This is a genomic window from Streptomyces malaysiense, assembly GCF_000980885.2.
GTDB classification, from domain to species: domain Bacteria; phylum Actinomycetota; class Actinomycetes; order Streptomycetales; family Streptomycetaceae; genus Streptomyces; species Streptomyces malaysiense.
In genome coordinates, this window is record NZ_LBDA02000039.1 from 80948 (window position 1) to 93645 (window position 12698).

Annotated in this window: 8 protein-coding genes; all 8 read right to left on the minus strand. The window is 75.8% G+C overall.

Features of this window, described 5'->3' with window-relative positions; translation table 11 throughout:
* Nucleotides 1-139 precede the first annotated feature (139 nt).
* The gene (locus VT52_RS17855; protein ID WP_046422517.1) at nt 140-526 is read right to left on the minus strand and encodes a hypothetical protein; all 387 of its coding nucleotides are present in this window, start codon (nt 524-526) and stop codon (nt 140-142) included.
* Nucleotides 527-768: 242 nt separating this feature from the next.
* Nucleotides 769-1209, minus strand: coding sequence for a YbaB/EbfC family nucleoid-associated protein (locus tag VT52_RS17860; protein WP_046422515.1), 441 nt, complete (start codon nt 1207-1209; stop codon nt 769-771).
* A gap of 79 nt (nt 1210-1288) precedes the next feature.
* Nucleotides 1289-4312: a WXG100 family type VII secretion target gene (locus tag VT52_RS38010; RefSeq protein WP_071387468.1), complete on the minus strand. Its 3024-nt coding sequence runs from the start codon at nt 4310-4312 to the stop codon at nt 1289-1291.
* A gap of 90 nt (nt 4313-4402) precedes the next feature.
* Entirely contained in the window at nt 4403-4966 is a 564-nt protein-coding gene (locus tag VT52_RS17870) for a hypothetical protein (protein WP_053055545.1), read from the minus strand.
* 6 nt (nt 4967-4972) lie between these two features.
* The gene (locus tag VT52_RS17875; protein WP_037655754.1) at nt 4973-5260 is read right to left on the minus strand and encodes a WXG100 family type VII secretion target; all 288 of its coding nucleotides are present in this window, start codon (nt 5258-5260) and stop codon (nt 4973-4975) included.
* A gap of 61 nt (nt 5261-5321) precedes the next feature.
* Nucleotides 5322-5663: a WXG100 family type VII secretion target gene (locus tag VT52_RS17880; protein WP_167377709.1), complete on the minus strand. Its 342-nt coding sequence runs from the start codon at nt 5661-5663 to the stop codon at nt 5322-5324.
* Nucleotides 5664-5818: 155 nt separating this feature from the next.
* Nucleotides 5819-9418, minus strand: coding sequence for a right-handed parallel beta-helix repeat-containing protein (locus VT52_RS17885; RefSeq protein ID WP_053055544.1), 3600 nt, complete (start codon nt 9416-9418; stop codon nt 5819-5821).
* Nucleotides 9415-12696: a hypothetical protein gene (locus VT52_RS17890; RefSeq protein WP_143070882.1), complete on the minus strand. Its 3282-nt coding sequence runs from the start codon at nt 12694-12696 to the stop codon at nt 9415-9417. Before VT52_RS17890 ends, VT52_RS17885 begins: the two co-directional genes overlap by 4 nt.
* Between the last annotated feature and the right edge of the window lie 2 nt (nt 12697-12698).

A 12698-nucleotide genomic window follows, 5' to 3' on the forward strand; every position in this document is an offset into this window, starting at 1 on the left:
ACCAGATAGGTGGTCGGAGCCTTGCACCTCAGTATCGACCTTGTGGCCGCGAAGGTCATGTGCGCTGCGGCATTCTGCCCGGCGGCGAACCGCCCGAACCGGCCCCGACGGGGCGCGTCGTGGCGCGGAACCGGCGTGCTCACTGCGCGTCACCTCCCCCCGGCCGGGGCAGCTCGACCACGACGAACGCCCGCCTGCGCCCGGCCGCCGGGTCCCCGTCCGGGTCCGTGGGCGCCCCGCCGGGCGGTGCGTTGCCCTCGGATCGGGTGGTGACCTCGATGTCCGCCAGGCGCGTGACGCTCCGCCCGTCGGCCTGGAGCCGGGCCAGGTGGACCGCGAGCGCCGGGCGGAACACCTCGGCCACCCCGTCCGCGCGCGCCTGGCCCCGGCGCAGCGACTCGCCGAAGTGGGGCAGGCCGCCGCGCGTCCCCTCGGCATGGCCGACGACCACGACCCGGGGCGGCGGGAGACCCGCACGCGTGTTCGCCACCGACGCCCACGCCACCTCGGCGGCCAGCCGGTGCACGGTCTCCGGTCGTAGTCGAAGCCGGTCTACCGCATACCGGTCGGCTCCTCGAACAGCGTCGTGCCGGGTCCGGCGCCGGTCACCTCGTAGTCGCTGGTCGTCAGCGGGCGGGCGCGCAGCAGGTCCAGCGGGTCCGCCGGGGCCGGTGGCGTGGCGCGGCCACCCCGGTCCGCGAGCGCCTCGGCCGCGTGGCCTTGGCCGTCCCTGGGTCCGGTGGTCGTGGCGGGGCGCGCTGCCGGGCGTCATCGGCCGGCACCGCGTCGTACGTCCGGCCGTCCCCGGGCGATGTACTCGCGTACCTCGTCGGGCATGGCCGGCTCCTCGGCGAGCAGTTCCGTGGCGTCGACCCTGCCCTCGATCAGGTCGGTGAGCCGCACCCCTGCCGGCAGTCCGTGCGAGCCGACCTCCGCGACGGCCTCCAGGGCGTTGGCACGGGCCTGGCGGATCGTGGACAGGAGCGCCTCGGAGAGTTCCTTGGGCGCCATCCGGTGGTAGGCGCCGGTGGGGAAGTCGATCGCGGTGACCTCGCCCTGCGCGCTGACGGTCGCCTTGACGGTCTGCCGGGGCGCGGTCGCCGTACCGGTCATCTCGCTGATCCGGCGCCGCGTCTCGACGGCCTCGGTGCGCTGCTTGCGGTACAGCGCCAGCAGGTCCTCTATCTCCTGGTCGTAGGGGCTGCTCATCCGTGTCTCCTTGCGTCGTGCGATGGTGCGGCGGCGGGGCGGCGCCGGGTGGCGGACGTCCGCCGGGTGCCGGACGTGGTCACAGCACCGCCCCGGAGCCGTCGGAGGCCGCCGTGCCCCAGGTGTCGCCCTCCTGGACCAGCAGGTCCGCGATGCCCCGGGACGGCTGCGCCGACTCATCCTCCGCCTCCGCCTCGTCCAGTGCCGGGTCCTGCGGAGGCAGTTCGGCGGTGAGTTCCGAGGGGTCGCCGGCGAACGAGCGCAGCGGGACGGCCGGGACGACCACTTCGCCGGGCCCGGTGGGCCCGGACCGGTTGGGGCGCCAGGTGGAGAGCCAGGGACCGGCCGGCTCCTCCGCCGTGGCACCGGCCTCGCCGGACCAGGTACCGGGGTCCTCCGTCGCACAGCCGGGCGCGAGGACCTCCTCCTCGTCCCCGGCCGGCACGGACCACAGCAGCGGTACGAACGAGGCCCCCGCGCTGTCCCAGGCCGCCGTGTCCTCCGCGTCGGCACCGGCGACCGGCGCCAACGCCACGTGATCATCGGGGAGTCCGGGCCGGTCCGGTCCGGCGGGATCGTCCGTGTCGACCGGCGCGGCGGTGGCGTCGCCGCCCGCCGGCAGCACGACCAGCGCCGCCGCTTCGTCCTCCCGGTGCCGATGCCGCCGATCGGGGGACACCTCCGCCGGGCCGGCCGCGCCCGCGCCGAGGACCGCCCCGGCCACCGCCGCGGCGCCGGTCGCCGCTCCGAGCGGTGTGGCGGGCGGCGTGTCCTCGCCCACGCCCTCCCGGGCCGCCACGACCGGACGCCCGCCGTCGGCCTCCGCCTCCGGCGTCCATGCCCGCGTGCCGGGAGTCAGCAGACCGGAGGCGTCCGACCGCTCCTCCCGCGTCCCCGCGAATGTGGCGCCCGCGCCGGGAATCGCCGGCCCGGCCTCGCCCGTCACGACGGCACTCGGCCCCCCGGCCCCGGCGAGGGGCTCCGCGGGAGCCGCCGCCGGCCGCGGTGCGAGGGGCAGCCCGTCCGAGCCGATCACCACGCCCTCGGTGGGATCCGGCAGGGCGAGACCCTCGCCTCCCGCTCCGGCACCCCCGGTGATCTCCTCCGGCACCCCGGGCTCATCGGCCCACGGCTCGCTCTCGGGCTCCAGCAGCCCCGAGGCGTCGCTCGGCTCGGTCGTGTCGTGCGCGGCCGGTTCGCCCTCTTCCGGGTCGGGGGTCGTGGGCATGCCCTTCATGCCGTTCATCCCCCCGGCCGCGTCCTCCCCGCCCTCGTCGGCCTCCTCGGCGGCGAGCGCGCCGGGAAGTGCCTCCGCCTCCTCGTCCAGCGGCAGCCCGAGCCCCTCGCCGCCCGCGAGCGCGCCGGTACCGCCCATCTCCTCACCCACCTCGGGGTCGCCGGTCCAGGGTGCGGCCTCGCTGTCGAGGAGGCCCCGGGCGTCGCTGGTGTCGAGTGGGGCGCTCTGGGGCATACCGCCCGCACCGGTGCGGGGCATCTTGGGCATGCCGCCCGCGTCGGCACCGGTGAGGCCCTCCTCGGTGGAGAGCCCGCCGGGAGGGCCCGCGGCCTCCGCCTCGTCCAGTGGCAGCCCGAGGCCGTCGCCGCCCGCCTCGGCGCCCCTGCCGCCGATCTCGTCGGCCACGCTCGGGTCGCCGGTCCAGGGTGCGGCCTCGCTGTCGAGGAGGCCCCGGGCGTCGCTGGTGTCGAGTGGGGCGCTCTGGGGCATGCCGCCCGCGCCCGTGCCCGGCATCGTCGGCATGCCGCCCGCGCCGAGGCCCTGGTCTCCCGCAGACAGGCCGTCCAGGGACGGCGACTCGAGCGCGTCGTCCAGGAGCGACGGCGAGTTGAGTCCTTCCGGCAGCCCGGTCTCCGTGCTGAGGCCGCCGGGGAACCGCTCGGGGGAGACGTGGCCGAGTCCTTCCCCCGCGTTCAGGCCACCGGTGCCGCCGACACTCGTGTCGCCGGGGAAGCCCTCGGGAAGGCCGCCGGTGTCCGACCAACTGGCCGGGTCCTCGGAGAGGTTGCCGGCCAGTGAGGGGAGCTTCCCGTCGCCGGTGCCCGACCCGCCCGGGTACGCGGTGGGCGACAGCACCGGCAGGCCGCCGTCCAGGTTGGTGCCGCCCGGGAACGCGGACGGGTTGAGCGCCTGGTCGAGAGCGCTCGGATCGAGGGTGTCGTTGCCGAACGCGCCGTCCGGAAGTCCGTCCGGACCCGTGGCGTTGCCGTCCACGCTCGTGCCGCCGGAGTACGGCGAGGGCGTGGCCGGCGCGATCATCGGGTCCAGGCCCGGCATGTCCGGGTTCGGGAGGCCCGAGGTGTCGGGGGCCGAGAACGCCCGCGGGTCCGGAGCGTTCACCCCGGGCAGGCTCGGGTCGGTCAGATTCGGGTCGGACACGTCCGGGACGTTGTCCGGCACGTCCGGACCGTTCGTGGGACTGGTCACCGGCGGCGGGGTGTGCACCGAGTCGATGGTGACCTGGTACTCGCCCGCGAGGCTCTTGAGGACCCCGCGCATGTCCCTGGTCATCCACTCGACCAGCTGGGGCTTCTCGTGGATCGGGATCAGACCGTTGTCCATGGGCCGCACGCCCATCTTGACGGCCTGGTTGGCGTACCAGGTGTCGATGTCGGCGATCTTCACCTGGGCGTTGTGCAGATTGACCGAGTTGTCCGCGAGCTGCTGCGGCACCGAATTGCCCGCCTCGCCTCCGGAGAGCACGTCGGCGGTCGCCTTCACCTGCCGCGAGAAGGTGTTGATCATGTCGCAGAAGGCGTCCGCCGCGGCCCCCTTCCACGGGCCGTTCTCCCCGGCCAGCGCGTTCGCCTGGTCGGCGAGGCTCTTGGCGATGCCGGTGAGCACCACCTGCGCGTCCAGGAAGTGGCCCGCCGCGTCCATCAGCGACCGGGGGTCGGAGATGCCCTTGGCGCGCTCCTGGTTGGCCTCGGAGCCGGTACCGGCGGACATGCCGTTGATGGCCGCCATGATCTGCTTCCAGTCCCACGAGTTGTAGTCGTCGATCGACCCCGGATCGTTGCCGGGATCGGCGAAGATGCCGTCCCCGCTGTCGCTGAACCCACCGGTGTTGTAGTCCGGGCTGGCCATCTGTGCCCCAGTCTCCCGCTCGCGCCCCTGTCAGGGTCCCCGCCGCTCCCGTCGCCGTCATGACGCACTGGGAGCGGTGGGGACCACCCGTCAACTTGCTCCGCCGCCGGATCCGCCGGCGTCGGTCACCAGGCTGGTGAAGTCGCTGCTCGTGCTCTGCATGGCGTTCTGCAGATCCGTCGCCTTCATCCGCCCGGCGTCTTCCAGAGTGGTGTAGTGCTGCGCCAACTGCTCGACCCCGTCGCGCAGATCACCCAGGCCCCGGGCCAGGTCCTGGAACACCCTGATGTACGACTCCTTGAGCCCGGAGTCGGCGTTCGGACCGTTGACCTTCGCCCGGATCCGGTTCGCGTGGTAGAACGCGCCCGGCTCGGCCTGCACCTTCCCCAGCTCGGTCGCGGCGTCCCGCGTGGGCTGGATCAGCTTGTCGATGTTGTCCGCGAACAACAGCATCGACGGCGTGTCCACGCTGGTGCCACTGCCCGGATCGCCCGAGCCGCCCGGTACGTCGGGAGGGCTGAAGGTCGTGCCCTGGGTCACCGTTCCGTGCCCGTGGCCGATCGTCGTCCCGCCGTCGTACTGCTGCGGATCGCCGGTCGAGTTCGAATTCGAGTTGCCGTTGGAATTCGACGAGGCTGAGATGCCGTCAGTCACCCCGGGTCACCCCCAGAGCCGAACGCCCTGGCGCTCGCCACTGGAGTAGTACTCGTTTATCTCACCGAGCATCTGCGTGGCGGAGGCGGCCTTCTGGGTCATGTCCGCGGCGGCGGCGTCCCACTGCGCCTTGACCTGCTGGTAGGTCTGCTGGGCGTCGCTGGTCCACTCGCTGAGGTGCATCTTCGCCGCGTTGTCCAGCTCGGTGAGGGTCTGGTTGATGCGCTGCGTGATGGAGTTCATCTCGCCGACGATGTAGTCGACCTGCTCCATCTGGACGGTGTACGTGGTCATCTGCTGTCCGGCTCCCTGGGAACGGATGCGAGTACGAAGGGGTGTGTCGGCCGGGGACCGGTCAGACGGGGAAGCCCGGCAGGCCGACGCTGCCCGAGCCGATCTGCTGCGCGACCTGCTGCGCCTGCTGCTGGGTGTGCTCGTGGGTGTTGGCGTAGACGTGGGTGTTCTGCGCCAGTTTCTCCAGCATGGTGCGCAGCGCCTGGTTGACCTTGTCGAAGTCGGTCAGCCAGTCCTGCATGGCCGTGTGGTAGATGTTCGCGGCCTCGCCGCTCCAGCTCGCCCGCAGGCCCTCGATCTGGCCGTCCATCTGCGCGTACGAGCCGGTGGTCTCGTCCAGGGCGGTCTGGAAGCTGCCCTGGGCCGCGGTCATTCCCTGTAGTTCGACTGACGTCAGTGCCATCGTGTGGTCCTCTCTCGAACGGCGGCGCCGGCCTCGGCCGCTGACAGCGATGTCACACCCATGGGGGGTGCGCATCGGCGCCGGATGGTGGGGGGTTCACCCGCCGTCCGCCGCCGCGCACGAGGCCGTGCGCGGCGGCGGGGGGCGGACGTCTCTCATGTCTGCACCAGGGGCCTCGCCCGGGGCGGGGGCTCCGTGGTGTCCGGCCGGCCGGCCCCGCCGTGCGGGGCGTCCGCCGGGCGCGCCGCCGTGGCCGGGTCGGGGTGGAGCGGGTGCGCGCCGTCCGCGCGCGGCTGCGGATCGGCGGGTACGGCCGTCCGCCCGGCCTCGGGCGCCGGCGCACCGTTCGCCGCGGGCGCGGGTCCGGCCGCCGAGCCCGCCGCCGCGCCCCCCGGGCCCGCGTGGCCCGGACCCGCTGCCGCGCCGGGGGCCGCGGGTCCGGGGAGATCGCTCGCGGAGACGGTACGGGTGCGGGCGGACGCGGCGAGCCGCTCCGCCAGCCGGTGCGCCTCCCAGGCGCCCCCGCGCGGCGGCGAGGCAAGGAAGGCGGCGGCCAGCATCTCGCCCGCGTCGTCGGCCAGTCGGAAGCCGAAGGCCCACAGCCGGCGGCGTACCAGCTCGATGGCCTGCTCCACGGTGTACGGGTCGAGCCGGAGATATTCGGCGAACTCCCCTGCGATGTCGGCACGTTCGCTCACCAGGGCGCGCAGCTCGGCGGCCGAGCCGCACAGTGCGAGCACAGTGTCGCAGGGGGTGCCCGCCAGCCGGGCCAGTCCGTCGAGCACCGCCGCGCGCTCGGCGGGCGAACGGCGGCCGAGGGCGTCGTCGAGCCGCACCACCAGCACCCCGCCCTCGGTCTCCTCAAGGGCCGCGGCCAGCCGGTGGGCGGGCTGCTTCGGGAAGCGTGCCGGGAGCGCGGAGAGCCTCACCTCGTGCACGGTGCCCGAGGTCAGCAGGCCCGCCTCGGTCAGACACCGCGCGTAGGACCGGGCCAGCGCCCGCCGGCCACTGCCCTGCGGCCCCTCCAGCACGATGTTGGCCTGCGCGGACACCGCCCGGCCGGGCTCGCCCCGGGCGCCGGCGAGCGCCGCCACCCGGGTGGCCAGGGCGGTGCGGGCCGTGTCGAGTCCGGTCATCGCGGCCAGCTTCCGCAGGCCGGACGACTGGTGGGGTGCGGCGGCGGGCGCCGTGACGGGTCCGCGGGCCGGGCCCGCGGGCTGCCGGTCCTGGGCGCCTCGGCCATCGGTCCGGTCGGCCGGCCCGCTCGCCGCGGCCGCCGGGCCGCCGCCCGGGGCCTCCGCCGCGCCGCCCGGCACCGTGATGACGTCCGCGCCGTCGAGGCGGGACAACTCCGTGTCGTCGCCCGGGGGTTCGGCGGCGAGCCGGGACGCCTGCCTGCTGATCATCTCCTCGAAGACCTGGCGGGCCACCCGTCCGTTGCCGAAGGTGGCGCCCTTGGGCACGTCCTGGAAGTAGCGGTCCAGGGCCTCCAGCGCCGAGCCCGACAGCTCGTAGTAGTGCTTGGCGCACAGGCCCCGCACGATGGTGACCAGTTCCTCGGCGCTGTAGTTGGGGAACTCCACGGTGCGGGCGAAGCGGGAGGCCATGCCCGGGTTGGAGGCGAGGAACTGCTCCATCTGCGCGGAGTACCCGGCGACGATCACCACGACCTCGTCGCGATGGTCCTCCATCAGCTTCATCAGCGTGTCGACGGCCTCCTGCCCGAAGTCGGGACCGTTGCCGCGGGACTGGTTGGTGAGCGTGTACGCCTCGTCGATGAACAGCACGCCGCCGAGCGCCTTGTTGAAGACCTCCGTGGTCTTGATGGCCGTACCGCCGATGATCTGGGCCACCAGATCGGCGCGGGCCACCTCGACGATGTGGCCCTGGCTGAGGATGCCCAGTTCCGCGAGGACCGCGCCGTAGAGCCGGGCCACCGTGGTCTTGCCGGTGCCGGGCGGCCCCGCGAAGACCAGGTGCCGGCTCATGGGCGGCATCGGCAGGCCCATCTCCTGACGACGCTGCGCCATCTTGTTCAGGTTGATCAGCCCGGTGACCTCCAGCTTCACGCTCTCCAGGCCGACCAGTCCCTCCAGCTCCGCGAGGGGTCCGGTGCCGGTGTGCGCGGCCTGCCGGGTCGCCGCGTCGCCGGCCGCCGCGCCGGTGCCGCCGGTGCCGCCCGCGCTGTCGGCCGTGCGGCCGGACGCGTCGCCGCCGGTGTCCACGCGTTCCACCGAGACCCGGCCCGTCTTGAGCTGGCGCACCGGGACGCCGCCGTTGTCGCGGATCTCGCAGTCGTGCACGCGCACCGCTTCGTCGGTGTTGCAGCGCACGCCGTCGCCGCCGTTGTCGAAGACCGTGCAGTTGGTCAGTTCGGCCCGCGAGGACGCCTGGACGTTCACGCCGTGGCCGCGCGCCCCGTTGACCCGGCAGCCGACCGCGGTGAGGGAACCGCCCGCGCTGATCCGGATGCCGTCGCCGTCCGCCCCGGTGAACTCGCTGTCCTCGGCGCTGAGTTCCGCCTCCGCCCCGACGAGCGTCGAGCAGCCGGTGAACGCCGAACCGGTGACCTCGGCGCGGGCACCCGAGGCGAGGGCGAGGCCCGTGCCGCCACCGGAGCGCAGCCGCAGCGCGGACAGTGCCGCCGAGGCGCCCTCGGACAGCTCGACACCCGTCGCCAACTCGGCGTTGCTGACGGTCAGCCGAGCCTCGGCCCCGACACCGCGCAACGCGGTGCCCCCGGCGCCGGCCGTCAGCCGGTCCAGCACCACCGCACCGTCCGCCGCGTGCACGGCCGCCGTAGCCGCCCCTTCGACGGTCAGCCCCGTGCCCTCGGCGTGCCCGCCCGCCTCCACCAGCAGCCCGGTCGGGGTGCCGGTGATCCGGCAGTCCTCCAGACGGGGCCCGGCGCCGGCCGAGACATGGATGCCCTCGCGCCGGGCCCCGGCGACGAGGCACTCGCGCAGTACCGGCGCGCCGCCCTCGCCGATCCGGACCGCCTGACCACCGGAACCGGTGAACGAGCAGCGGGTGAGGACGACTTCGGCCGCACTGGTCAGATACGCGTCCAGGGCCGCGCTGCCGCTCACCTCGACACCGGTGAGCGTGGCGCGCGCGTTCTGCTCCACGGCGAGGGCCGGCTTGCCGCTGCCGCTGATCCGGGTGGCCTCCACCACCGCCGTCGCGTGCCCGTTGACGCAGATCCCGTTGCCCCGGGCCCGGTCGAGCCGGCAGTCGCGCAGGGTGAGCCGGCCGTGCTCGGCCACCACGACCGCCGAGGAGCCGACCTCCTGGATGTGCGTGCCCTCCACGGCGTTGGCGCCGCCGGAGGTGATCACGATGCCCGCGCCCCGCGCGTTGGTGACCTGGCAGCCCCGCAGCGCGACCACACCGTCCTGCCAGGCCAGCACGGCCGCCCAGGCCTCGCCGGTGATCCGGCAGCCGTCCAGCGCGGCCTGCCCCCGGCGCACGTCGAGCACCGGGGCGTCGCGGTCGCTGCCGGAGAGCTGGAGGCCGGTGAGCCGCACCGCCTCCGCGTCCAGGACGAGGGTGCTGCCCGAGGCCGCCGCGATCTCCACCGTGCCGCCGGTGCCCTCGGCGGCCAGCGTCACCGCGCGGTCGATGTACAGGCTCTCGTCGTAACGCCCCGGCGCGACGGTGATCAGCGCGCCGTCGGTGGCGTCCGCCAGGGCGTCGGCGATGGCACGGTAGGCCCCGGGGCGGTCGGGGGACACCAGAAGCACGGGCCGGGTCACAGATTCGCTCCCTCGTCAGGCGCACTCAGGTCGCCGCTGTCGCCTTCGCCGCCGCCGGAGCCGCGCGGGCGTTGCCGTGTCACCGGTGCCCCACCGATCAGGCCCGGGGGTGTCCCGAGGCCGTCGTTGTCACCCCGCTCGTCCCGGCCCGCCGCGTCGTCGGCGCGCAACGCGGCGGCCGCGCGGTCGAGACCGTCCAGGGCGATCTCGTCCAACGGCACCCGCTGGACGTCCACCTTCCCGTCGGAGGCGATCTCCGAGGGCGACAACTCCCGCAGCAGCACCGGGCCTTCGCCCTCCGCGGGGCGCAGCACCTTGAACGTGGTGCCGGGCAGGAAGACCACCCGGTCCGGCTCGGCGGGGTCGATCAGATTGGTACGGCGGGCGGTGATCGACCAGATGAGGAAGTCGGTGGCGCCGTGCGGGCCGGGCCGCGGGGCGCCGTACGCCGTGCAGAACGCCCACTCCGTCACCAGCCGGCCCTCCCGGAACCACGCCCGCTCCGCCGCGCTCGCGCGGGCCCGCAGCAGCGCCGCGCCCCGGTAGGACGGCAGCCTGCGCAGCCCGGCCGCCACACAGCGGGCCAACGGCACGTGCGGACCGACCGCGGCGGCGCGTACGGCGGCGTTGACCCGCGCACCGTCCCCGGACAGGAACAGCCGTACGGCCACCAGGTCGGTGAGCGCGTCCGCCGCCTCGCCGCGGGCGCCGCCGCGCAGTCCCGGCGATTCCGACATCACCCGGGACACCGTGCCCGCGACCGCGTTGTACTGCGTGCTGAGCGTCCGCCGCACCCAGTCCCGCTCCTTCTCGGTGCCCCGCTCGGGGGGTACGGCGCAGGCGGACGCCTTGGGAGCGGGCTGCACGCGGACGCCGGGGACCGCCGCGGGAGCGGTCGTCCGGGGCCCGGGACCGCCGGGCGCGGCCGGTGCGGGAGCGGACGGCGCCGGCCCGTCGGCCCGACCGGGGTCGGCGGGCGCCACGGGAGCGGCGGCCGGGGAGTCGGACTCCAGCCGGATCGACGGCGCGGGCCGGGCGGCGGGCTTTGCCGCGACCGGCCGGGAGGCGCGGTCGGGAGCCGCCGGAGCCACCGCGGGCTGCGGCGGCAGCTCCGGTTTCTCGGCCGCAGGGGCGGGCGGTACGGCCGCACCGGTGCCGTAACTGCCGGGAGTGCGCGGGACCGGGCTCACCGGCTGCGGCCGCGGCTCCGGCGCGGGCCTCTGCTCCGCCCCCGGGGCGGGCCGCCGCATGGGTACGCCGGTCCGCGCCGGGCGGTCCGAACCCCTGCCGCCGGGCTCGTCCGCGGGGCGCGGGTTCTCCTTCGGCGGCTCACCCGGGTGCCCCGGCTCGGACACGGCCGGAAGGTCGGGCAGCGGAAGGCGCGCGGGCCCGGCGGGACGGGGCGACGCGGGCACCGGCTCGACGGGACCGGGCGTCGCCGGCACCGGGCCCTGGCCCGCGGCCGTCGCTGCCGGCCCGTCGGCGGCCGGCGCCCCGGACATCGGGTCCGGCCCGGTGCGCGGCGCCTCCCGCGGCTCCGCACCGGGCCGCGGCGCCCGCGGTCCGGGCTCGGGCAGGGGCGCGCCCCCGGTCGCGGTGGCGGCCGACGCGGTGGCGTCGGTCTCCCGCTCGGGCCGGCCGGCCGCCGAGGGCCCACCGGTCACGGGGACGTCGTCGCCGGACTCGACCCTCGGCAACCCGGCCCGCGGCGCCGCGGCCCCGGTCCTGGCCGCGGGGGGTGCCGCCCTGTGCGGTCTGTGCGGTACCGCCGCCGCGCTCCCCCGTACCCGGACGGTCGTCCCGTCGACATCCAGTCGCGCGAGCGCCGAAGCCGTGTCCGGCCCCTCGGCCCGTACGAACGCGTGTCCTGCCGCCGCGGTCGCGGCCGGGCTCCGCGAACCCCAGGGCGCCACCTCGGCGTTCCGGGTCCGCCCTCGGAAGGCCCCGGTGGCGATCGCCCGCGGGCCGGTCGCCGTGGCGTCCTGCGAGGACCACAGGTGGGCGTCGTCCGCCGGCACCGCCACGCGGCCCGGCTCGTCGGCCGGGGCGACGGTGAAGCCCTCGCGGCACTCGGGGTCCAGCCGCCACAGCATGTCCTCGGCGAGCGAGCGCATCCGCTCGGCCGCCTCCGGGGTCCCGCGGTCGTACAGGATCGCGGCACGGCCGGGCGCGGCCGGTACGCGACGCACCGCGTCGCCGTCCGCGGGCTCGGCCGGCGGGCGCATCCACAGCCCGCTCTGCACCACTTCGAGCACCGCGTCGGCGGCGTACTCGTACACACCGGTGGTGATCTCCGGCACCCCGAACAGGGGCCGGCGCAGGCCGAACAGGGCGGGCGGGGCGGGGACGCCCCCGGTGCGCGGGAAGTACATCAGCTCGCTGACGAAGGGCCGGTGACCGAGCGTGCCGTCCGGCCGCACCGCCGCCACCTCGGGCGAGGCGAGGCCGTCCCGCGACTCGACCGGCACGCCCGCGTACAGCACCACCTGCTGGCCGAGCGCGTCGGCGAGTTCCTGGCCCAGCGCCTCGGCGCCCTCGGGCAGCACGACGGGACCGAGGTGCAGGAAGCGCACCCAGGAACGCGCGGACGGCAGGACCGTCTCCCACAGGCGGGTCACGTCCGCCAGGGTCACCGGCGTCCCGCCGGGGCTGCCGAGGATCACGGTGAGGATGTCGGGATGGCTCGGCAGCCGGTCCACCAGGCGCCGGCCGCTCCCGGCGGCCGGATGGTCGTGCGGACTGCGCACCCACACCCCGCAGGGCGCCGGCTCGGCGATGCCGTTGCCGCTGGTCGTCCAGGGGCGGTCGAAGGTGGAGAACTCCCAGCGCGGCTTGGGGAATCGGCGCGAGTCGCGCTCCGCCGCACGGCCGGGCCGGAACCGCAGCCAGCCCGCGCCGTGCTCGCTCGGGATGAACAGACCGCCCCCGTCGGTCGGCAGCACCGCGCCGTCCGGGGCGAGCACCAGCCGGCCGAGCCGGTCCGCGATCCGCTGCGCGGCGCGCCGCGACTCCTGGGGCGTGCCGCGGCCGAAGACCAGGCGCAGGCTCTCGCCCCGGCCCGCCAGCAGCCGCGCCACCGCGTCCGCCGAGCCCTCCAGCGACCCGTGGGGGAGATCCACCACGGCCAGGGTGTGCTGGGGGTCGGCGGCGAGCCCCGCGGCGAACGCGGCGGCGTGCGGATCGGGTTCGCCCTTGGGGTGCACCAGCAGTGCCCGGCCCTCGGCCCGGCACTGCAACGCCGTCCCGCCCGTCCGGCCGGTGCCCGGTCCTCTGCGCATCC

Bases quoted from the DNA above. Each gene is read 5' to 3' on its own strand.
- VT52_RS17860 (WP_046422515.1), bottom strand. From the start codon at position 1,209: ATGAGCAGCCCCTACGACCAGGAGATAGAGGACCTGCTGGCGCTGTAC.
- VT52_RS38010 (WP_071387468.1), bottom strand. From the start codon at position 4,312: ATGGCCAGCCCGGACTACAACACCGGTGGGTTCAGCGACAGCGGGGAC.
- VT52_RS17875 (WP_037655754.1), bottom strand. From the start codon at position 5,260: ATGACCACGTACACCGTCCAGATGGAGCAGGTCGACTACATCGTCGGC.
- VT52_RS17880 (WP_167377709.1), bottom strand. From the start codon at position 5,663: ATGGCACTGACGTCAGTCGAACTACAGGGAATGACCGCGGCCCAGGGC.
- VT52_RS17890 (WP_143070882.1), bottom strand. From the start codon at position 12,696: ATGCGCAGAGGACCGGGCACCGGCCGGACGGGCGGGACGGCGTTGCAG.